Annotated in this window: 18 protein-coding genes and 1 pseudogene; 16 read left to right on the forward strand and 3 right to left on the reverse strand. The window is 35.7% G+C overall.

Going from position 1 to position 22,102, the window contains the following annotated elements:
• Positions 1-9 precede the first annotated feature (9 nt).
• Complete coding sequence (locus tag CGC58_RS11400; protein WP_095896822.1) at positions 10-711, reverse strand: class I SAM-dependent methyltransferase; 702 nt, start codon at positions 709-711, stop codon at positions 10-12.
• Positions 712-1,182: 471 nt separating this feature from the next.
• Positions 1,183-2,178, reverse strand: coding sequence for a TlpA disulfide reductase family protein (locus CGC58_RS11410; RefSeq protein ID WP_095896824.1), 996 nt, complete (start codon positions 2,176-2,178; stop codon positions 1,183-1,185).
• 120 nt (positions 2,179-2,298) lie between these two features.
• Here CGC58_RS11410 and CGC58_RS12835 point away from each other — a divergent pair, with 120 nt between their 5' ends.
• Entirely contained in the window at positions 2,299-2,550 is a 252-nt protein-coding gene (locus tag CGC58_RS12835) for a hypothetical protein (RefSeq protein WP_198540732.1), read from the forward strand.
• Position 2,551: 1 nt separating this feature from the next.
• Here CGC58_RS12835 and CGC58_RS11420 read toward each other — a convergent pair whose 3' ends face one another.
• Positions 2,552-3,379 carry an RteC domain-containing protein gene (locus CGC58_RS11420; RefSeq protein WP_095896826.1) on the reverse strand — a complete coding sequence of 276 codons (828 nt, stop codon included), beginning with the start codon at positions 3,377-3,379 and terminating at the stop codon, positions 2,552-2,554.
• A 105-nt stretch (positions 3,380-3,484) separates the two neighbouring features.
• Between CGC58_RS11420 and CGC58_RS12875 the strand changes: the two genes are divergently transcribed.
• The 15 genes and pseudogenes from CGC58_RS12875 (at position 3,485) to CGC58_RS11495 (ending at position 22,075) form a co-directional block, all read left to right on the forward strand.
• Positions 3,485-4,402, forward strand: coding sequence for a DNA topoisomerase (locus CGC58_RS12875; protein ID WP_255321234.1), 918 nt, complete (start codon positions 3,485-3,487; stop codon positions 4,400-4,402).
• A gap of 243 nt (positions 4,403-4,645) precedes the next feature.
• Entirely contained in the window at positions 4,646-6,448 is a 1,803-nt protein-coding gene (locus CGC58_RS11430; RefSeq protein ID WP_095896828.1) for a phage baseplate assembly protein V, read from the forward strand.
• 27 nt (positions 6,449-6,475) lie between these two features.
• Positions 6,476-8,797 (forward strand): DUF4280 domain-containing protein, encoded by a 2,322-nt coding sequence (locus CGC58_RS11435; protein WP_095896829.1) that lies wholly within the window; start codon positions 6,476-6,478, stop codon positions 8,795-8,797.
• Positions 8,794-9,816, forward strand: coding sequence for a hypothetical protein (locus CGC58_RS11440; protein ID WP_095896830.1), 1,023 nt, complete (start codon positions 8,794-8,796; stop codon positions 9,814-9,816). The genes CGC58_RS11435 and CGC58_RS11440 overlap by 4 nt, the downstream gene beginning before the upstream one ends.
• 40 nt (positions 9,817-9,856) lie before the next feature.
• Entirely contained in the window at positions 9,857-10,882 is a 1,026-nt protein-coding gene (locus CGC58_RS11445) for a hypothetical protein (protein WP_095896831.1), read from the forward strand.
• Positions 10,883-10,923: 41 nt separating this feature from the next.
• Complete coding sequence (locus CGC58_RS11450) at positions 10,924-11,955, forward strand: hypothetical protein (protein WP_095896832.1); 1,032 nt, start codon at positions 10,924-10,926, stop codon at positions 11,953-11,955.
• Between the two features lie 40 nt (positions 11,956-11,995).
• Complete coding sequence (locus tag CGC58_RS11455) at positions 11,996-13,021, forward strand: hypothetical protein (protein WP_095896831.1); 1,026 nt, start codon at positions 11,996-11,998, stop codon at positions 13,019-13,021.
• Positions 13,022-13,062: 41 nt separating this feature from the next.
• On the forward strand, positions 13,063-14,094 hold the full coding sequence (locus tag CGC58_RS11460; RefSeq protein ID WP_095896832.1) for a hypothetical protein: 1,032 nt from the start codon (positions 13,063-13,065) through the stop codon (positions 14,092-14,094).
• A 56-nt stretch (positions 14,095-14,150) separates the two neighbouring features.
• Complete coding sequence (locus tag CGC58_RS11465; protein WP_157909259.1) at positions 14,151-15,263, forward strand: hypothetical protein; 1,113 nt, start codon at positions 14,151-14,153, stop codon at positions 15,261-15,263.
• A gap of 41 nt (positions 15,264-15,304) precedes the next feature.
• The gene (locus CGC58_RS11470) at positions 15,305-16,417 is read left to right on the forward strand and encodes a hypothetical protein (protein ID WP_095896834.1); all 1,113 of its coding nucleotides are present in this window, start codon (positions 15,305-15,307) and stop codon (positions 16,415-16,417) included.
• A gap of 26 nt (positions 16,418-16,443) precedes the next feature.
• Positions 16,444-16,542 (forward strand): annotated as a pseudogene (locus CGC58_RS12930) (HU family DNA-binding protein); the annotation flags it as partial.
• 117 nt (positions 16,543-16,659) lie between these two features.
• The gene (locus CGC58_RS11480; protein WP_095896835.1) at positions 16,660-17,157 is read left to right on the forward strand and encodes a hypothetical protein; all 498 of its coding nucleotides are present in this window, start codon (positions 16,660-16,662) and stop codon (positions 17,155-17,157) included.
• Positions 17,158-17,190: 33 nt separating this feature from the next.
• Positions 17,191-18,462, forward strand: coding sequence for a phage baseplate assembly protein V (locus CGC58_RS11485; RefSeq protein ID WP_095896836.1), 1,272 nt, complete (start codon positions 17,191-17,193; stop codon positions 18,460-18,462).
• A gap of 27 nt (positions 18,463-18,489) precedes the next feature.
• Positions 18,490-20,979 carry a DUF4280 domain-containing protein gene (locus CGC58_RS11490; protein WP_095896837.1) on the forward strand — a complete coding sequence of 830 codons (2,490 nt, stop codon included), beginning with the start codon at positions 18,490-18,492 and terminating at the stop codon, positions 20,977-20,979.
• Positions 20,966-22,075 (forward strand): hypothetical protein, encoded by a 1,110-nt coding sequence (locus CGC58_RS11495; RefSeq protein WP_095896838.1) that lies wholly within the window; start codon positions 20,966-20,968, stop codon positions 22,073-22,075. Before CGC58_RS11490 ends, CGC58_RS11495 begins: the two co-directional genes overlap by 14 nt.
• Positions 22,076-22,102 lie beyond the last annotated feature (27 nt).

A 22,102-nucleotide genomic window follows, 5' to 3' on the forward strand; every position in this document is an offset into this window, starting at 1 on the left:
AAATCAACCTCAAAACATTTTTGCCAAGTAGTCGTAATGTTCTCCTTCGGCAACTAATTCGCATTGTAATCCTACCGAGTGTGCAACGTTCTGCAAAGTGTTGTAATCCACGTAAAGCCACGCAAAAGGCTCTTCTTTTTCTTTTTTGTACTTGACTAAATAATCGACCTCGCCGTAATAATCGAAGTGAAGTGGTACGTCGTACATTCCGTCTTCATTTTCATCGAACATATAAATAATGTCGGACGAATCGGTTAAAATTTGTCCGTTTGGAGCTAACAAACTTTTAATTTTAGTTAAAAAAGTTCCCATTTGCTTTAATCGTCCGCACATTCCCGCTCCATTCATTAGCAGCAAGATGGTATCAAATTTCCCCTCAAAGTCCATAACATTGGCAACCGAGACGTTCTTTAAACCTCTGAGTTTACAAGCCTCGACAGCCTTTGGCGAAATGTCAATGGAATGAACTTCCAAATTTCGTTCGTTTTGCAGATACAATCCGTGGCTACCGGCTCCGCAACCCACTTCCAAAACTTTTCCTCTGGCTAAACGCAACGCTTTCTGCTCTAATTTTGGCATATCTTTGAATGAACGAAATAAATAGGGCAGGGGCAAAATATCTTCTTCCGAAATAGTAGTTTCTGTCTTAATATCTTCAGTGTAATTGCCTTGCTGATAATCTAAGATGGCTTGTCCGAATAAATCTTTCATTTATAAATTATTTTTTAACAGATATAAAATTAAAACGATGTGTTTTAAAAATGTACGATTAGTTTTATATTGATTTTATTTTCAAAAAAATTTTTTGATGTTGGATTGTTTGCAACCTTGCCTGAAAAACTTTTTTTGATGTTGGATTGTCTGCAATCTTGCCTGAAAAACTTTTTTTGATATTGGATTGTTTGCAATCTTGTCTGAAAAACTTTTTTTGAAATTGGATTATCTGCAATCTTGTCTGAAAAACTTTTTTTGATGTTGGATTGTCTGCAATCTTCTCTTGAAAACTTTTTTTGAGGTTGGATTGTCTGCAATCTTCTCTTTAAAACTTTTTTTGGAGCTGGATTGTCTGCAATCTTCTTTTAAAAATATTTTTTCAAGATGAATTTTTTATAAAATAAATGTATAAGTTTTTTTTGAGAGAATATTGCACGGATTATTTCTTCAAAAAGAAAGAAAAAGGGTTTAATTGACCAGCTTTTCGATTTCCTCAATCATTTTATGACTGTCGATGGTTCGAGCAATGATGATTCCGTTTGTATCAATCAAGATGTAGGTAGGCAACCAGCGTAACGTATATGTTTGGGCTGCGTCTGACTTCCAAGCGTTTTCCACAAAACCGTGCTCCCACGAAAGCCCGTCGGCGATGGCTTTTTTCCAACTGTTTTTGTTGCGGTCGAGCGAGATACTGAGTATTGTAAAGTTTTTCTGCTGGTATGTTTTGTAAATCTCTTTGAGCGAAGGAATTTCTTTGAGGCAGTCGGGACACCAAGTCGCCCAAAAATCGATGAGTATGTTTTTTCCTTTTAAATCGGTTAGTTTAAAAGTTTTTCCATCAGGATTTTCCATAATAATATCCGGAGCGGGTTGTCCCGGTTGAAGTTTTTCGAGCTTACTGATGGCTTTGTCAAGTTCTTCGATGTATGTATTTTTAAATAACTCCGGCGAAATTTGTTTTCTAAGCGAAACGAGCTCGGGATAGTCATACATATAAGCGTTTCGCCCTAAAAAGTACGCAATCACAGGCGAATTATTGTCTGTTTTGAGGATACTGTCCAAGTTTAAGGCTCTTTTTTCGTTTATATCGTCGTATGTTTTAAAAAGTTGGGTGTTTTCACTTCCTTTTATGCTTTCTATTGTCCAATCTTGGTTCAAATGCATTGTTACGTTTGTGTTTTCAAGGAAGAAATTGGCTCTTTTTCCTTTGTTGTTAAGTCGCAAAGAGTATAAAAGTGGCTGAGAAGTTTTTCCTTCGAATTTAAAATTTCCATTGTGAATATCAACAGAATCAACGGGAGTGTACTCTCTGTTTTTGAATTCCAGAAGATAAATTTTGCCTTTTGTTTCTTTCGGAACGCTGCCCTTAATTGTGTAAGAATGTTCTGTTTTGGTTTTTTGCTCCTGACAAGAGTTTAACGCAAGCAGTAGTACTAATGCAGATAAAAAATATATTTGTTTCATAAAATGATAGAATTTAGTTTCCAAAGATAAGAATTTTTTTTGTTTGAAAAATAGAAGAGCTATCTCAAAAATTTTATTATCAGCAAGTTAATTGGTTTTTAAGATATGTAAGGTAACGATTTGGTAACGGAACTATTTTCATTGTTTTTACCTATTTTGGGTAGTAACTCAATGAGGCAAAGTTACAAACTATTTACATATTGTCAAAAAAATCTTACCTTTGCCCTTTTGAAGCGGGTGCGGTTGCGAGTAGTGATTTTAAATCACTACTCGCAACCGCACCCGCTTCAAAAGGGCAATAGTAAGGTGATTGATTCCTTTAGTACTATCGAATGGGATGTTACTAATCAGAAATCAAATCCGGTTGTGTAAATTATTCTTTATCCATATATTCCTCCAAAGATCTTTTAAGTTTGTCCAAAAACGAGGTTCTGGATTTGGAGCGTGTTTTCATTCTGTGAAAAGCGTGATGGCTATCTTTCAAATCGAGCTTAAAAATCTTATTAAAAGTAGCTATCATTTTATTGATGCTCATTTTTCCACCTGCAATGGCTTTGACTTGTTGTAATGCATAAATTAGTTCAATTAGATCGTTTTTAGTTGCTGTCCATTCAAGAGAAATATCTTTTGTAATGATGTTATTTTCCAGTTCTATGGTTCGATGAAAAAAATATTCCATCAATTGCTTGTGACAGAGAATTTGAGCTACTAAAAAATCATAGTAAGTCGAAAAATCAGGATCGAAATTTAGCATATATTCTTGTTGGATATCAATAATATCACATTGATATCTGGTGAAATACTTACTGTCCCAATGACGACTTCCTGAAAGATAGTAGTTGTAAAAGGGTTGCTTTTGAAAACGTTTTTTGAATTCTTTTTCGAGTTTATTCTCTTGTTTTACAAAATATTTTTTTAAATGACTTTCCGGTAGGTATGCTGCAATAGTTTCCATTTGATAAATTTGGTAGTAAAATAGTTCTTTTCCCTGTATATATGGTTTTACCTCTCGAAAAAAGAAAATTTCTTCCTTTTGACAAGCAAAATGATGAGAGGTTACATATTCTTTTAGCTCTTTTAGGATATCGTTAAAAAAAGTAATCATTTGTAGGGAGTCCTCTACAATGCTTTCAAGTGAAAACGTTAGCTTTCGTTCTTTTTGTTCTACTCTTGAGAAAATAGTCTTAAAGTATGTATTCATAGCATTAAAAATAAAGTTTGATGTAGTATTTTTTTTGCTAAATTTAAGTTAAAATAATATTTTTTACAAAAAATAAAAATTATTCGTTTTTTTACCTTCCGACTTTTGGAAGCCGTGAGTGAACCCTGTGTAAAAGAAGTACAAAAAATCTCGTTAGAGGTGTTTCACAAGTGTTTTACAATGAAAGATACACAGGTAACACAAACAGGTTGGCGGGGAGTTAATGGTTTTTTATCTGACTCTAACAAGGACGAAGCTGATATTTGTGAAGCACTGCCGTCCTTACCAAAAGGGAGTACATTAAAGATAAAATCCGTTGAAATCTTGTCCAAAACCACCCAACCTCCTGCCCTTTACACCGAAGCAGGGCTTTTGTCGGCAATGGAAACAGCAGGAAGAGATTTGGAAAGCAAGCAGCAACGCCAACTCCTACAAGGCTCAGGCATAGGAACCCCTGCTACACGAGCCGCTATCATTGAAACGCTCTTAAAACGAGGCTATGTAGTGCGTAAACAAAAATCCCTTATTCCCACCGAAAAAGGAATGCAAGTGTACCATTGGGTCAAAGAAGATGACATTGCCAATGTTACCCTAACGGGACAATGGGAAGAAGATTTACAAAAAATAGAGCAAGGCGAAAAGTCACCAACGGAATTTTTACAGGCGATGAAAAGCTATACCCAAGATTTGACACAAGCCTTGCTGAAACTCACTAACAACGGACGACTTGCTAATGACCCGCATTTGGCCGTAACCAACTTCCTAAATGCCTTAGAAAAAATTCCCGCAATGATAGAAAAACAACAAAAAGAAATCGCCGTTATCGAAAAAGATTTGCCTGTGCTTAAAGAGGTCGTATCCAAAGAATGGACAAAAGAAAATACCCTCAACGAACTCAAAAACGAATTGACTTCTATTGATAGAAAAATTCAACTTTCTATTGCCCCCGTGAAAGAAGAAGTAAAGGAAAATGAGAAAGGTAAAGAGAAGAGAAAAGAAAACAAAAGGGTAGTAAAAATTTGATTATAAATAGGATAGATAATTAATTTTTGGTTGTTATTTTGAAAATAATTTAGAATTCAACTACTACTTTTGTAAATTATAGAGTAAAATATAGTGTGTATAAATGAATTTTTGGAGGAACAAAGTCGGTTTGAAACTAAAAACATAAAAAACGAGAAATATCACATTTATATGGTATTAAATTTGTAGATTTGTAACGTTCAACCTCTTATATTATTTTGTTTCACTTAAAATTAAAAGTCTATGGCAGTCTATACAATGTCCAAGAGAAGTTCATTGATACCCCCAATGAATGTAGTAAAAGAAACTGTTTTTATCAACGGAGAAGAATTTGTTTTTGATTCCTTAACCTTAACCCAGGAGTTAAACGATTGTCAATCTTTTGAACTAATTCAAAAAATCACCTCAGAGAAAGAACTTTGGCTGAAATCCCCCCAAAAACTCACAGAAATGATAGGAGATTCGGTGTTGATACGATTTGAATATGGAAAAGAAGCCTATCGTTATGAGTTTAGCGGATACATTACCGAAGTGCTGATAGATTCAGCCTGGCAAGGGTCTCGTGACAACGTTATTCGTTTTATAGGTCAAGGAAAAGTCGTAGTTTTGGAAGATACTCCTTCGATGTACTCATTTGTAGACCAACATTTGGTAAATATTGTAAAAACTATTGCTCAGGAGAAAGAATTTGGCATCAAGTGTCGTCCAAGATTTGAAGGTGTGCTACCTTTTGTGATGCAATATAAAGAAAGTTCCTTTGCTTTTTTAAATCGTTTGTCGGCTCTTTATAACGAACTTTTCTTTTACGATGGAAAAAACATCGTATTTGGATGTCCTGAAAATGAAACTCCTGAGAAGTTGATTTTTAGGGAAGATATTAATCAATTGAAAACCATCAGTAAAGCACTTCCATATCGTTATTCACTTTACAATTATAGCTCGCAAGATGATGAATATTTTTTTACTCAAACGGACAAACCTATTAGTCCCGAAAATGCAGTTACGCAAACCTTACTTACCCAAGTACCATTGTTTGCTAATAGGGGTATCTTACCTGCTCAAGAGCCTGTGGGATACAATGCAGATACCCAAGTTTTTCGTCAGGGGAAGTACCAAAGAGCCTTAGGGAAGATGCACTTTATTGAAGGGCATTCGGACACGTGTAAGGTGCGTATTGGCGGACTTATTCAAGTGGGGTATCCTTCGGAATTTGGGATAGACAACAGTTTAGGGGTTTATCGAGTGATTTCGGTACATCACAAGGTAGAACGAGGTAGTTATTCTAACATATTTAGGGCTGTACCTGAGGGGATGGAATATGCGATGTTCGAACCCAAAACGGTGGCTTATCCTGAAATTGCGGAAGTGGTAGAAAACAATGACCCTCAGGGGCAGGGACGGGTAAAAGTACGTTTTTATTGGCAGCGCGATAAGGGAGCGGAAACGAATTGGATACGTGTGCAAAGTTCAGATGCGGGAGTTTTGAGAGACAAGAGTGGTAATCGTGGTGTGGTTTTCATTCCCGAGGTGGGCGACCAAGTGATGATTGGCTTTGAATACGGCAATCCGCATCAACCTTTTGTGATGGGAAGTATGTTTCACAAAACCAATGCATCTGAAGTGTCGAACAATGTAAGGAGTATTACTACTAAGAGTGGGCATAAGTTAGTATTTACCGATGATGAAAGTATTGTACTTTCTGATAAAAATGGTAATATGATACAGATTAACAGTGTTGAAAATACCATTGAAATCACAGCGATTGAGCAATTAAATTTCAAATCAAAGAAAATCACTTTTGATGCTACTAATGATATGGAATTTTTTGCTGGTGGAAATAAAAAAGAAACAGTTATGAAAGAAAGTGAATTTGTTTCGGATAAAATTACTTTGAACGCACACACGAAAATGGAACTTCATTCCGGAGAAAAAACTTCTGTTGTGAGTAAGGAGATAAACCTATTTACAAGTGAATCAGATATTCGCGTTAAGGCAGGTAATACAACATATATTCAAGGAGGGCAAGGAGTAGAGATAGATTCATAAAAAGATTAAACTTAAAATTCCTTAATTATGGCTAATAAGTATGTAAGTGAAGGAGCAGAATTACGTTGTAATTCGGGAAGTAAAACCTCGAAATTACAAGTTACTTCTCAAAATAAGGTGAAATTGGAGGGTAAGTACCAAGCTACAGAAAAGGACAAGACTCTTATGGGAAACTTTGGCTCTTGCAGTTTGTGTAATGGTAACACTTGTGTACCTTCGTTACAAAAATGGAAAATAACATCGAATAAACCCACTACTTTTCAGGCTCCACTTTTGCTTGAAAATTCGTATATTCAATGCAGTGTGGGAGGAATTATTGAGATAACGAATCCCAATCAAAAAACCTTAAAAGAAGGCGGAGGGGATGATGAATTAGATAAATACTATCCGGTTTTGAAAGGAGATGTTATTTTTGTTAATGGTTATCATAGTAATCCCTTGGAGAATTGGGAGCAAACGCTCTACAACGCTATTTTAGATAAAGTGCACGAAGAAGGTGAAGGTTTGCAAGGGGAAAGTGTTAATGAACATAATCATACGGATGCTAATGATATGTTTACCAATAGTGAGCTTCGAGACGTACTTCCTGAGAATGCAAGGCAAGATAAAATAGAACAGGAATTGGCTCGAGAAAGCGGTACTACTACTAAAAATATCCAACGAAAAATCATAAAATCAGTAAATAAGCTTACTCCCACTGGAGGTTATTTGGAAGACGAATTTCTTAAGCTTACTTCTTTTAATAACAAATTAGAAAAATTTTGGAATTATTGGAATGATAAGCCCAATGATTACAAAGGGTCAGAGATATATTGCAAGGCATTTAATTCGGTGGGTAGAGACCATTATATTAACGGTTCACACGGATTGGGTTCTAATGCCGCTCACCGAATAGACCACGGTATCGCATTGGGGTATAAATGGGCGAGTGAAAATTGGCAGATATATCCTAAGAAAATGATAAAATCAGACGCTCCGATGTCTAAGCTTAGTTTTACTCCTACGTATCGCCCCATAACGGTGGTAGGGCATAGTCAAGGAGCTGCAATGGGAACGGGAGTGGCTTTGGGGATTATGTATTATGCCAAAGAGATAGGCTGGGATGAAATGGCATTGAATGTCATTTATTTGGGTGTTAATCAGCCACAAGGGCTTCACGGAGAAGAATATGAAAACCTGATAAAAGACAAAGTAGATTTTTATCAGGTTGATGCCAACGATTTTGTATTTTTTGGAAAAGATAAAAAAGGAACGTTAGTTAATGGACTTTCGCAAATATTTGACAAAGAATACAACAAACTTCTTCAAGAGCGAGGCATTTATGAGCATTTGAAAGCTATTTTGAAAGATTGGGACGCATACAAGGAACGATGTGTACAATTTACTTTTTCTAACGATAGAGGGGATATGGTTATCCGTGATGGCGATATTCCTGAGATAAAAAGTGCTTGCGACCCCGATAGGAACACCGATGCTTTTCACTTGCATTATTTAGGTCGTACGGTTTCAGCTAAGAGTGATAAGGGGAATCCTAAGATGAAACACTATCAATTTCCTCACGGAAAAGCATTCATAAAATGGTATGACTATATGGCAAACCGGCGTTTTGACCCCAAAAAGCTATACAAGGAAGAAGAGGTGAAAAAAATAGCTCCTCACCTGAAAGATAAAAGCGAATGGGGCACTTATATGAAAATAGCCAAAGATTGTATGCAAGCCTTTGATGTGTTCATAATGAATAAACAAAGTTATGAGTTTTGTCATAAGGAAAAATTTACTCCTAAACCTTTGATAGGAGAGTTTTTAGAATCTTCTCTTGGAGTAATGAAATTCGTAGTGATGCCCGCCATAGAAATGATGAATGACAAAGCGCGGGCTTACAATTATGTAAATGAATGTTATGATGACTATCTTAAAAAATATGCTGCCCTGCAAGAGGCGCAACTCTATGCCCATTTTGCCCCAGTGGCATTTATTAGGGACATACGCATTTTGCAGCCCAAAATACCACATACAGAAAAGGAGATATGGAGAGGCATAAACGGCGATTTCCCCAATGACCAATATGGCATTACCACCATTTTTGACCGAATTAACAAAGCTGGTGAAAACATTTTTTATAGATTGGATGAGCAGAAAGTAAGTAAAGACTCAAGTGGGAAGATGTATGAAACTTTTGAGGAAAAAAAGAATGCCTATAAAAAGGCTGTGAAGAACTTGGAAAAGCGAATGCTTTCGACATCAGTCATTGATACACCTTATATTCATAATGTGATTAAGGCATATGTAAAGAAAGATAAAGGAGCTTTAAAAAAATTATACAAAGAACCCAAAAACCAAAAAGAATGAAAAAGAAATGGATAATAGTAGTAGTGGCAATAGTAGCCTGTTGGGGTATTTATAAATCAATAAAATACGTTATGTTACAAGAAGAATTAAGGCAATACAAGTTTTTACACGAAAACCCAGGGAGTAAAAATTATGAAGTGGTGGAATTGATACCACGAAATCAAAAATTATATAAGCTTAGATTGGACACTATTGGAAAAAAACTTTTAATTTCAGGAGTTCCTTATGAGGAGTGGCGAGAAAGAGATAATGATGCCTATACATCTATCAAAACCGATTTTGAAGGCAATATTGTAGGTTATCCTGATGGGGGGGGGAGGTTTTTGTTAAATGATGGTACGATATTAAGTTCTACAAAAGGGTATAATAATTCCTTTGTTAGCGATGATGCAACGTGGTATCCTCTAATACAACTTCCTTTTGAGTTTAAGATAGGGTATTACACAGAGGAATACAAGCGGTATGTCCATCAAGATTTAGACAAATGGTTTAAAATATTTAAAGATTTGTACGATAAGGCTGAGTATGTACATTTGGATCACGATGATTATTTTTTCAAATATCGTGGCAAATGGTATTGGATGAAATATCCTTCCAAAGAAGTAGGTTATGATGATGATGCCGCTTATCAAAGAATATTAGCATTTACTGCCCAATACCCAGCTCGTGAGCCAGCCTCACGATTTATTGAGCTTACCACTCCCGTAGACCCTTTTGACCAATGGGGGTATGATGTGCGTGTTCGCAAGTACGAACCGGTAGATGAGCAAGGAGGCAATTGGTTTAATCCTATCAGTTACTCTGCGGGATATTTTTACTATGCATTGGTGCTTGATAAGGATGAGTTTATTTATATCAAACGGTATTCTGCGTATGACCCACGTACGTTCATTTATGAAGTTCCTGAAAAATACAGTGGTTACAGAGGGAAAGTACTGTTTATGATGCAAGAGCCTCGCGAGTCTGACCCGGAGGCGTATGGCGGATTGTATGTTATTCGTCCAAGAAAGAAAAAGTAGTAATGTAATTATTTTATTGTAAAAATTAAATACTCAAAAAATGAAAAAGAAATGGATAATAGTAGTAGTGGCAATAGTAGCCTGTTGGGGCATTTATAAATCAATAAAATATGTTATGTTACAAGAAGAATTAAAACAATACAAGTTTTTACACGAAAACCCAGGAAGTAAAAACTATGAGGTGGTAGAGCTAATACCACGTACACAGAAGTTAAAGTCTTTTGAAATAGATACTATTGGAAAAAAATTATTAATATCAGGAGAGCCTTATGAAGAATGGCGAGAAGAAGACGATGATGCATATAGCTTTATAAAAACAGACTTTGAAGGGAATATACTAAGTCATCCTTTTGGAGAGGGGAGGATGTTAAAAGATGGTACTATAATAAAGACCTCTAACGATGGATACTATTGCAGTTCTATTGTAAATGATGATATGACCTTATATCCTTTAATTCAGTTGCCTTTTGAGTTTAAGATAGGGTATTATACCGAAGAGTATAAACGCTATGTTCATCAAGATTTAGATGAATGGTTTAAAGTGTTTAAAGACTTGTATGACAAGGCGGAGTATGTACATTTGGAATATGGAGACTACTTCTTTAAATATAGTGGTAAATGGTATTGGATGATGTATCCTTCCAAAAGAAACGGTTTTGATGATGATGCCGCTTATCAAAGACGAAAAGCATTTGAAGCCCAATACCCAGCTCGTGAGCCTGCTTCTCGTATTATAGAGCTTACCAATCCTGTTGACCCTTTTGACCAATGGGGGTATGATGTGCGTGTTCGCAAGTACGAACCGGTAGATGAGCAAGGAGGCAATTGGTTTAATCCCATTAGTTATTCCGCAGGATATTTTTACTATGCGTTAGTGCTTGATAATAACGAGTTTATCTATATAAAACGCTATTCGGCGTATGACCCACGCACGTTTATTTACGAAGTTCCTGAAAAATACAGTGGTTACAGAGGGAAAGTACTGTTTATGATGCAAGAGCCTCGCGAGTCTGACCCAGAGGCGTATGGTGGTTTGTATGTTATTCGCCCAAGAAAGAAGAAGTAGCAATGTAATTATTTTGTTGTAAAAATTAAATACTCAAAAAAATGAAAAAGAAGTGGATAGTAATTGGGTTATCAATCGTAGCTTGTTGGGGCATTTATAAATCAATAAAATATGTTATGTTACAAGAAGAATTAAAACAATACAAGTTTTTACACGAAAACCCAGGAAGTAAAAACTATGAGGTGGTAGAGTTAATACCACGTATACAGAAGTTAAAGTCTTTTGAAATAGATACTATTGGAAAAAAACTTTTGATTGCTGGTGTTCCTTATGAAGAATGGCGAGAAAGAGACGATGATGCATACAGCTTTATAAAAACAGACTTTGAAGGGAATATATTAAGCCACCTCTACAGAGGGGGAAAGATATTAAAAGATGGAACTCTAATAAATGCTGAAGAAGATAAAGGTTTTTATTGTAATTCTGTTATCAATGATGATATGACCTTATATCCTCTAATACAATTACCATTTTCATTTAACAGCACAGATTATTGGAAAGAAGAATTTCAACAGTATAATCATCAAGATTTGGATAAATGGTTTAAAGTTTTTAAAGACTTATATGACAAGGCGGAGTATGTTTATCAAGAATATGGAGAGTATTTTTTGAAATATCGAGGCAAATGGTATTGGATGATGTATCCTTCCAAAGAAAAAGGTTTTGGGGATAGAGAAGCTTACAAAAGAGAGAAAGCATTTACAGCTCAATACCCAGCTCGCGAGCCAGCTTCACGTTTTATTGAGCTTACTACTCCTGTAGACCCTTTTGACCAATATGGTTATGATGTACGAGTTCGCAAGTACGAACCGGTAGATGAGCAAGGAGGCAGTTGGTTTAATCCTATCAGTTACTCTGCGGGATATTTTTACTATGCATTGGTGCTTGATAAGGATGAGTTTATTTATATCAAACGGTATTCTGCGTATGACCCACGTACGTTCATTTATGAAGTTCCTGAAAAATACAGTGGTTACAGAGGGAAAGTACTGTTTATGATGCAAGAGCCTCGCGAGTCTGACCCGGAGGCGTATGGCGGATTGTATGTTATTCGTCCAAGAAAGAAAAAGTAGTAATGTAATTATTTTATTGTAAAAATTAAATACTCAAAAAATGAAAAAGAAATGGATAATAGTAGTAGTGGCAATAGTAGCCTGTTGGGGCATTTATAAATCAATAAAATATGTTATGTTACAAGAAGAATTAAAACAATACAAGTTTTTACACGAAAACCCAGGAAGTAAAAACTATGAGGTGGTAGAGCTAATACCACGTACACAGAAGTTAAAGTCTTTTGAAATAGATACTATTGGAAAAAAATTATTAATATCAGGAGAGCCTTATGAAGAATGGCGAGAAGAAGACGATGATGCATATAGCTTTATAAAAACAGACTTTGAAGGGAATATACTAAGTCATCCTTTTGGAGAGGGGAGGATGTTAAAAGATGGTACTATAATAAAGACCTCTAACGATGGATACTATTGCAGTTCTATTGTAAATGATGATATGACCTTATATCCTTTAATTCAGTTGCCTTTTGAGTTTAAGATAGGGTATTATACCGAAGAGTATAAACGCTATGTTCATCAAGATTTAGATGAATGGTTTAAAGTGTTTAAAGACTTGTATGACAAGGCGGAGTATGTACATTTGGAATATGGAGACTACTTCTTTAAATATAGTGGTAAATGGTATTGGATGATGTATCCTTCCAAAAGAAACGGTTTTGATGATGATGCCGCTTATCAAAGACGAAAAGCATTTGAAGCCCAATACCCAGCTCGTGAGCCTGCTTCTCGTATTATAGAGCTTACCAATCCTGTTGACCCTTTTGACCAATGGGGGTATGATGTGCGTGTTCGCAAGTACGAACCGGTAGATGAGCAAGGAGGCAATTGGTTTAATCCCATTAGTTATTCCGCAGGATATTTTTACTATGCGTTAGTGCTTGATAATAACGAGTTTATCTATATAAAACGCTATTCGGCGTATGACCCACGCACGTTTATTTACGAAGTTCCTGAAAAATACAGTGGTTACAGAGGGAAAGTACTGTTTATGATGCAAGAGCCTCGCGAGTCTGACCCAGAGGCGTATGGTGGTTTGTATGTTATTCGCCCAAGAAAGAAGAAGTAGCAATGTAATTATTTTGTTGTAAAAATTAAATACTCAAAAAAATGAAAAAGAAGTGGATAGTAATTGGGTTATCAATCGTAGCTTGTTGGGGCATTTATAAATCAATAAAATATGTTATGTTACAAGAAGAATTAAAACAATACAAGTTTTTACACGAAAACCCAGGAAGTAAAAACTATGAGGTGGTAGAGTTAATACCACGTATACAGAAGTTAAAGTCTTTTGAAATAGATACTATTGGAAAAAAACTTTTGATTGCTGGTGTTCCTTATGAAGAATGGCGAGAAAGAGACGATGATGCATACAGCTTTATAAAAACAGACTTTGAAGGGAATATATTAAGCCACCTCTACAGAGGGGGAAAGATATTAAAAGATGGAACTCTAATAAATGCTGAAGAAGATAAAGGTTTTTATTGTAATTCTGTTATCAATGATGATATGACCTTATATCCTCTAATACAATTACCATTTTCATTTAACAGCACAGATTATTGGAAAGAAGAATTTCAACAGTATAATCATCAAGATTTGGATAAATGGTTTAAAGTTTTTAAAGACTTATATGACAAGGCGGAGTATGTTTATCAAGAATATGGAGAGTATTTTTTGAAATATCGAGGCAAATGGTATTGGATGATGTATCCTTCCAAAGAAAAAGGTTTTGGGGATAGAGAAGCTTACAAAAGAGAGAAAGCATTTACAGCTCAATACCCAGCTCGCGAGCCAGCTTCACGTTTTATTGAGCTTACTACTCCTGTAGACCCTTTTGACCAATATGGTTATGATGTACGAGTTCGCAAGTACGAACCGGTAGATGAGCAAGGAGGCAGTTGGTTTAATCCTATCAGTTACTCTGCGGGATATTTTTACTATGCATTGGTGCTTGATAAGGATGAGTTTATTTATATCAAACGGTATTCTGCGTATGACCCACGTACGTTCATTTATGAAGTTCCTGAAAAATACAGTGGTTACAGAGGGAAAGTACTGTTTATGATGCAAGAGCCTCGCGAGTCTGACCCGGAGGCGTATGGCGGATTGTATGTTATTCGTCCAAGAAAGAAAAAGTAGCGGTATATTTTTTTGTTGTAAAGAACCCAAGTATGTCTCTCCTAAATAAAAGCGAAATGAAAAGAAATAAAAAATTACTGATAGTATTGATAGTTTTGATATGTAATCCTATTTCTTTGATAGCGATAGGGTATGGTATTTATAAGATACGCAAAAATGTAAAAAACAAACAAGAACAAGAATATTTACAACAAAAACAAGAAGATATGCAAGAGTTAGATAAAAAATACAAGTTTTTACACGAAAATCCGGGAAGTAAAAACTACGAGGTAGTTGAATTGATACCACGTACACAGAAGTTAAAGTCTTTTGAAATAGATACTATTGGAAAAAAATTATTAATAGTAGGCAATCCTTATGAGGAGTGGCGAGAAGGGGACGATGACGCATATAGTTTTATCAAGACAGACTTTGAGGGGAATATACTCAATCACCCGTATGGAGGTGGGGAAATGCTAAAAGATGGAACTATACTAAGTTCTGGCAATGGAATTTATTGTAATTCCATTGTAGATGATGATATGACCTTATATCCATTAATTCAGTTGCCTTTTTCTTTCAACACAGACTATTGGACAGAAGAATATAAAGCCTATATGCACCAAGATTTAGATGAATGGTTTAAAGTGTTTAAAGACTTGTATGACAAGGCGGAATATGTACATATGGAATTTGGAGAGTATTTTTTGAAGTATCGTGGTAAATGGTATTGGATGATGTATCCTTCCAAAAGAAACGGGTTTAAAGATAAAGCTGCTCGGGAAAGACGAAAAGCCTTTGAAGCCCAATACCCTGCACGCGAGCCAGCCTCACGATTTACAGAAAAAATACCCAGAACAGACCCCTTTTACTATACAGAACGTGACACGATTCGTTATGCTGTTGAGATACAGCACACTCTTACTGAGGTAGAAAAGAAAGGTACCACCTATCGTCCTATCAGTTATGCGGCGGGTTATTTTTATTATACGATACAAATGAGTCCTACGGATACTATTTATGTAAAACGTTATGCGGCTTATGAACCTGATTCTTGGTTTTTCCAAATTCCGTACAATATGGGAGGTCAAGGTAGTAATGTTTTATTTATAGAGCAGACTCCCAACGAGTTATATCCTGATAAATCGTATGGCGGATTGTATGTGATTCGCCCAAGAAAGAAAAAGTAGCGGTATATTTTTTTGTTGTAAAGAGCCAAAATAAAAGCAAAATGAAAAGAAATAAAAAATTACTGATAGTATTGATAGTTTTAATATGTAATCCTATTTCTTTGATAGCGATAGGGTATGGTATTTATAAGATACGCAAAAATGTAAAAAACAAACAAGAACAAGAATATTTACAACAAAAACAAGAAGATATGCAAGAGTTAGATAAAAAATACAAGTTTTTACACGAAAATCCGGGAAGTAAAAACTACGAAGTGGTGGAATTGATACCACGTACACAGAAGTTAAAGTCTTTTGAAATAGATACTATTGGAAAAAAATTATTAATAGTAGGCAATCCTTATGAGGAGTGGCGAGAAGGGGACGATGACGCATATAGTTTTATCAAGACAGACTTTGAGGGGAATATACTCAATCACCCGTATGGAGGTGGGGAAATGCTAAAAGATGGAACTATACTAAGTTCTGGCAATGGAATTTATTGTAATTCCATTGTAGATGATGATATGACCTTATATCCATTAATTCAGTTGCCTTTTTCTTTCAACACAGACTATTGGACAGAAGAATATAAAGCCTATATGCACCAAGATTTAGATGAATGGTTTAAAGTGTTTAAAGACTTGTATGACAAGGCGGAATATGTACATATGGAATTTGGAGAGTATTTTTTGAAGTATCGTGGTAAATGGTATTGGATGATGTATCCTTCCAAAGAAGTAGGTTATGATGATGATGCCGCTTATCAGAGAAGAGAGGCGTTTGAAGCTCAATATCCGGCACGCGAGCCGACCTCACGATTTACGGAAGACGTTCCTGTTATTGACCCCTTTTACTATACAGAACGTGACACGATTCGTTATGCTGTTGAGATACAGCACACCCTTACTGAGATAGAAAAGAAAGGTACAACCTATCGTCCTATCAGTTATGCAGCGGGTTATTTTTATTATACGATACAAATGAGTCCTACGGATACTATTTATGTAAAACGTTATTCGGCTTATACTCCTGGCACTCGCATTATCCAAATTCCGTATAATATGGGAGGTCAAGGCAGCAATGTGTTATTTATAGACCAAATTCCCAACGAGTTATATCCTGATAAATCGTATGGCGGATTGTATGTGATTCGCCCAAGAAAGAAAAAGTAATAATGTAATTATTTTATTGTAAAGATAAAATCGTTCGTTTGGAAAAATTAGGTTCGTTATATCCTATGTTAAATAGTGAAGGTACGGCTACCGAAAAAGAATTTACAATCAGTAAAATTAAATCTGAATATTTTCGTTTTGACATAAAAAACGAGAAATATCACATTTATATGGTATTAAATTTGTAGATTTGTAACGTTCAACCTCTTATATTATTTTGTTTCACTTAAAATTAAAAGTCTATGGCAGTCTATACAATGTCCAAGAGAAGTTCATTGATACCCCCAATGAATGTAGTAAAAGAAACTGTTTTTATCAACGGAGAAGAATTTGTTTTTGATTCCTTAACCTTAACCCAGGAGTTAAACGATTGTCAATCTTTTGAACTAATTCAAAAAATCACCTCAGAGAAAGAACTTTGGCTGAAATCCCCCCAAAAACTCACAGAAATGATAGGAGATTCGGTGTTGATACGATTTGAATATGGAAAAGAAGCCTATCGTTATGAGTTTAGCGGATACATTACCGAAGTGCTGATAGATTCAGCCTGGCAAGGGTCTCGTGACAACGTTATTCGTTTTATAGGTCAAGGAAAAGTCGTAGTTTTGGAAGATACTCCTTCGATGTACTCATTTGTAGACCAACATTTGGTAAATATTGTAAAAACTATTGCTCAGGAGAAAGAATTTGGCATCAAGTGTCGTCCAAGATTTGAAGGTGTGCTACCTTTTGTGATGTAATATAAAGAAAGTTCCTTTGCTTTTTTAAATCGTTTGTCGGCTCTTTATAACGAACTTTTCTTTTACGATGGAAAAAACATCGTATTTGGATGTCCTGAAAATGAAACTCCTGAGAAGTTGATTTTTAGGGAAGATATTAATCAATTGAAAACCATCAGTAAAGCACTTCCATATCGTTATTCACTTTACAATTATAGCTCGCAAGATGATGAATATTTTTTTACTCAAACGGACAAACCTATTAGTCCCGAAAATGCAGTTACGCAAACCTTACTTACCCAAGTACCATTGTTTGCTAATAGGGGTATCTTACCTGCTCAAGAGCCTGTGGGATACAATGCAGATACCCAAGTTTTTCGTCAGGGGAAGTACCAAAGAGCCTTAGGGAAGATGCACTTTATTGAAGGGCATTCGGACACGTGTAAGGTGCGTATTGGCGGACTTATTCAAGTGGGGTATCCTTCGGAATTTGGGATAGACAACAGTTTAGGGGTTTATCGAGTGATTTCGGTACATCACAAGGTAGAACGAGGTAGTTATTCTAACATATTTAGGGCTGTACCTGAGGGGATGGAATATGCGATGTTCGAACCCAAAACGGTGGCTTATCCTGAAATTGCGGAAGTGGTAGAAAACAATGACCCTCAGGGGCAGGGACGGGTAAAAGTACGTTTTTATTGGCAGCGCGATAAGGGAGCGGAAACGAATTGGATACGTGTGCAAAGTTCAGATGCGGGAGTTTTGAGAGACAAGAGTGGTAATCGTGGTGTGGTTTTCATTCCCGAGGTGGGCGACCAAGTGATGATTGGCTTTGAATACGGCAATCCGCATCAACCTTTTGTGATGGGAAGTATGTTTCACAAAACCAATGCATCTGAAGTGTCGAACAATGTAAGGAGTATTACTACTAAGAGTGGGCATAAGTTAGTATTTACCGATGATGAAAGTATTGTACTTTCTGATAAAAATGGTAATATGATACAGATTAACAGTGTTGAAAATACCATTGAAATCACAGCGATTGAGCAATTAAATTTCAAATCAAAGAAAATCACTTTTGATGCTACTAATGATATGGAATTTTTTGCTGGTGGAAATAAAAAAGAAACAGTTATGAAAGAAAGTGAATTTGTTTCGGATAAAATTACTTTGAACGCACACACGAAAATGGAACTTCATTCCGGAGAAAAAACTTCTGTTGTGAGTAAGGAGATAAACCTATTTACAAGTGAATCAGATATTCGCGTTAAGGCAGGTAATACAACATATATTCAAGGAGGGCAAGGAGTAGAGATAGATTCATAAAAAGATTAAACTTAAAATTCCTTAATTATGGCTAATAAGTATGTAAGTGAAGGAGCAGAATTACGTTGTAATTCGGGAAGTAAAACCTCGAAATTACAAGTTACTTCTCAAAATAAGGTGAAATTGGAGGGTAAGTACCAAGCTACAGAAAAGGACAAGACTCTTATGGGAAACTTTGGCTCTTGCAGTTTGTGTAATGGTAACACTTGTGTACCTTCGTTACAAAAATGGAAAATAACATCAAACAAACCCACTACTTCTAAAGCGTCACTTTTACTTGAAAATTCATACATTCAATGTAGTGTGGGAGGAATTATTGAGATAACGAATCCCAATCAAAAAACCTTAAAAGAAGGAGGGGGAGATGATGAGTTAGATAAATATTATCCCGTTTTAAAAGGAGATGTCATTTTTGTTAACGGATATCATAGTAATCCCTTAGAGAATTGGGAACAAACGCTCTACAACGCTATTTTGGATAAAGTGCACGAAGAGGGTGAAGGTTTGCAAGGGGAAAGTGTTAATGAACATAATCATACGGATGCTAATGATATGTTTACCAATAGGGAGCTTCGAGACGTACTTCCTGAGAATGCAAGACAAGATAAAATAGAACAAGAACTTAAACGACAAAATCCCACTAAAAAGCGTTATTTACAAAAGATTGAAACCATTGTAAATAGTACTGAATTTGTTAATACTTTTCCTGATTATTGGAATCCTATTGTATTTCCTAAGATAAAAGAATTCGTTTTAAAGAAGATACAAAATTTAGAAAAAGAAAAATTAGCTTTCAATAATAAATTAGAAAAATTTTGGAACTATTGGAATGATTTGAGTAATAAATACAAAGGAAGTCAAAAGTATTGTGAGGCATTTAATTCGGTGGGTAGAGACCATTATATTAACGGTTCACACGGGTTGGCGTCAAGTGCTGCTCACCGAATAGACCACGGTATTGCTTTAGGATACAAATGGGCAAGTGAAAATTGGCAGATATATCCTAAAGAAATGATACAGTCTGATTCTCCGATGTCTAAACTTAGTTTTACTCCTACGTATCGCCCCATAACGGTGGTAGGGCATAGTCAAGGAGCAGCAATGGGAACAGGAGTAGCGTTGGGAATTATGTATTATGCCAAAGAGATTGGTTGGGATAAAATAGCTTTGAATGTTATCTATTTAGGGGTAAATCAGCCACAAGGACTTCACGGGGAAGAATATGAAAACTTAATTCACGACAAAAAAAATGTTTATGATTTAGATGCTATTATGATTAATTGGGGAGAAAAAGAACAGGAAGGAAAACTTTTGGATGTTATAGCCCAATTATTTTCACCAAGATACGGAAAACTACATAAAAAACGAGGCATTTATGAACATTTGAAAGCAATCTTAGCCGATTGGGAGGCTTATAAATCGCGTTGTGTACAGTTTACTTTTTCCAACGACCGTGGCGATATGGTTATCCGTGATGGCGATATTCCCGAGATAAAAAGTGCTTGCGACCCCAATAGGAACACTGATGCCTTTCATTTACACTATGTAGGGCGAACAGTTTCTGCTAAAAGTGACAAGGGAACTTCCAAAATGAAACACAAACAATTGGGCTATGACGGAGGTTTTATGAAATGGTATGATTATATGGCAAACCGTCGTTTTAATACCCTTAAAGAAAACGAAGTGCCTCCAAAGAATGCTCCCAAAGATTACAAACCCAAAAAGAAAGGCGACATAGAGGAGTGGGGAGACTATGACTCTGTGGCAACGGCTTGTATGATGGCTTTTGACAGATATGTAAAAAATAAGGTAGCGTATGAACGTTTGTATGGGCGATTTGATATAGCCTCAATGCTTAAAAAAACCAGAGAAACGGCTGCCGATTTGGCTACCGTAGGTTGGGATATCGTTGGGGAAGTTTTCTCAGTACGGGAACAAACCGCATATGAAAAGTTATTGAGAGTATTGCTTCCGGGTGTTTATGTAGGTAAAAAAGTAGGAAAAGTTATTCATAATAAAATAGAAAGGACTAGTGCTTGGAAAGAACAAGTAAAAAGTTTTGTGATAACATATACCTACTATATAGAATACCTCAGGCGGTATGCCTCGTTAGACTCGGCACAGTTGTACGCTCACTTTGCTCCTGTGGCGTATATTAACTATGAAGAAATGCTGACGGACTTTCCGAATGCACCCAAAGGAACTGATGCAAAAAAAGAAACCATTTTTGACCGAATTAACAAAGCCGGTGAAGATATTTTTTATAGAATTGATGAACAGAAAGTAAGTAAAGATTCAAACGGGAAAGAATATCAAACTTTTAAAAAGAAAAAAGAAGCCTATGAATCTGCAATGAAAGAAATAGAAAGCTGTTTAATATCCACTTCGGTCATTGATACACCTTATATTCATAACGTGATCAAGGCGTATGTCAAAAATGATAAAGAAGTGTTAAAAGAATTATATAAAGAGCCTAAGTATGTTTCACCCAAACAAAAGCGAAATGAAAAGAAATAAAAAATTACTGATAGTATTGATAGTTTTGATATGCAATCCTATTTCTTTGATAGCGATAGGATATGGTATTTATAAGGTACGCAAAAATGTAAAAAACAAACAAGAACAAGAATATTTACAACAAAAGGAAGAAGATATGCAAGATTTGGATAAAAAATACAAATTTTTACACGAAAATCCGGGAAGTAAAAACTACGAAGTGGTGGAATTGATACCACGAAATCAAAAATTATATAAACTTAGATTGGACACCATTGGAAAAAAACTTTTAATTTCAGGTGTTCCTTATGAAGAGTGGCGAGAAGGGGACGATGGTGCCTATACATCTATCAAAACAGATTTTGAAGGGAATATCTTGGGGTATCCTGATGGGGGGGGGGCATATTTATTAAATGATGGAACTATTTTAGATGAAGACAAAGGGTATAATAATTCGTTTGTTAGCGATAATACAACGTGGTATCCTCTAATACAACTCCCTTTTCAGTTTGATTATGCTTATTACACAGAGGAGTACAAACGTTATGTCCATCAAGATTATGATAAATGGTTTAAGGTATTTAAAGAGTTATATGATAAAGCAGAATATGTTTATATAGGATTAGGATATTTTTTTAAATATCGTGGCAAATGGTATTGGATGATGTATCCTTCCAAAAGGAATGGTTTTGATGATGATGCCGCTTATCAAAGACGAAAAGCATTTGAAGCCCAATACCCTGCTCGCGAGTCAGCCTCACGATTTACGGAAGACGTTCCTGTTATTGACCCCTTTTACTATACAGAACGTGACACGATTCGTTATGCTGTTGAGATACAGCACACTCTTACTGAGGTAGAAAAGAAAGGTACCACCTATCGTCCTATCAGTTATGCGGCGGGTTATTTTTATTATACGATACAAATGAGTCCTACGGATACTATTTATGTAAAACGTTATTCGGCTTATACTCCTGGCACTCGCATTATCCAAATTCCGTATAATATGGGAGGTCAAGGCAGCAATGTGTTATTTATAGACCAAATTCCCAACGAGTTATATCCTGATAAATCGTATGGCGGATTGTATGTGATTCGCCCAAGAAAGAAAAAGTAGCGGTATATTTTTTTTGTTGTAAAGAGC

This window comes from Capnocytophaga stomatis, from assembly GCF_002302635.1.
In the GTDB taxonomy this organism is placed as follows: Bacteria; Bacteroidota; Bacteroidia; order Flavobacteriales; family Flavobacteriaceae; genus Capnocytophaga; species Capnocytophaga stomatis.

What these genes read in the sequence shown, in the direction of transcription:
- CGC58_RS11420 (WP_095896826.1), bottom strand. Translation starts at nt 3,379, where the DNA reads ATGAATACATACTTTAAGACTATTTTCTCAAGAGTAGAACAAAAAGAA.
- CGC58_RS11435 (WP_095896829.1), top strand. Translation starts at nt 6,476, where the DNA reads ATGGCTAATAAGTATGTAAGTGAAGGAGCAGAATTACGTTGTAATTCG.
- CGC58_RS11495 (WP_095896838.1), top strand. Translation starts at nt 20,966, where the DNA reads ATGAAAAGAAATAAAAAATTACTGATAGTATTGATAGTTTTGATATGC.
- CGC58_RS11465 (WP_157909259.1), top strand. Translation starts at nt 14,151, where the DNA reads ATGAAAAGAAATAAAAAATTACTGATAGTATTGATAGTTTTGATATGT.
- CGC58_RS11450 (WP_095896832.1), top strand. Translation starts at nt 10,924, where the DNA reads ATGAAAAAGAAGTGGATAGTAATTGGGTTATCAATCGTAGCTTGTTGG.
- CGC58_RS11480 (WP_095896835.1), top strand. Translation starts at nt 16,660, where the DNA reads ATGGCAGTCTATACAATGTCCAAGAGAAGTTCATTGATACCCCCAATG.
- CGC58_RS11470 (WP_095896834.1), top strand. Translation starts at nt 15,305, where the DNA reads ATGAAAAGAAATAAAAAATTACTGATAGTATTGATAGTTTTAATATGT.
- CGC58_RS11400 (WP_095896822.1), bottom strand. Translation starts at nt 711, where the DNA reads ATGAAAGATTTATTCGGACAAGCCATCTTAGATTATCAGCAAGGCAAT.
- CGC58_RS11430 (WP_095896828.1), top strand. Translation starts at nt 4,646, where the DNA reads ATGGCAGTCTATACAATGTCCAAGAGAAGTTCATTGATACCCCCAATG.
- CGC58_RS11445 (WP_095896831.1), top strand. Translation starts at nt 9,857, where the DNA reads ATGAAAAAGAAATGGATAATAGTAGTAGTGGCAATAGTAGCCTGTTGG.
- CGC58_RS11440 (WP_095896830.1), top strand. Translation starts at nt 8,794, where the DNA reads ATGAAAAAGAAATGGATAATAGTAGTAGTGGCAATAGTAGCCTGTTGG.
- CGC58_RS11490 (WP_095896837.1), top strand. Translation starts at nt 18,490, where the DNA reads ATGGCTAATAAGTATGTAAGTGAAGGAGCAGAATTACGTTGTAATTCG.
- CGC58_RS11410 (WP_095896824.1), bottom strand. Translation starts at nt 2,178, where the DNA reads ATGAAACAAATATATTTTTTATCTGCATTAGTACTACTGCTTGCGTTA.
- CGC58_RS11460 (WP_095896832.1), top strand. Translation starts at nt 13,063, where the DNA reads ATGAAAAAGAAGTGGATAGTAATTGGGTTATCAATCGTAGCTTGTTGG.
- CGC58_RS11455 (WP_095896831.1), top strand. Translation starts at nt 11,996, where the DNA reads ATGAAAAAGAAATGGATAATAGTAGTAGTGGCAATAGTAGCCTGTTGG.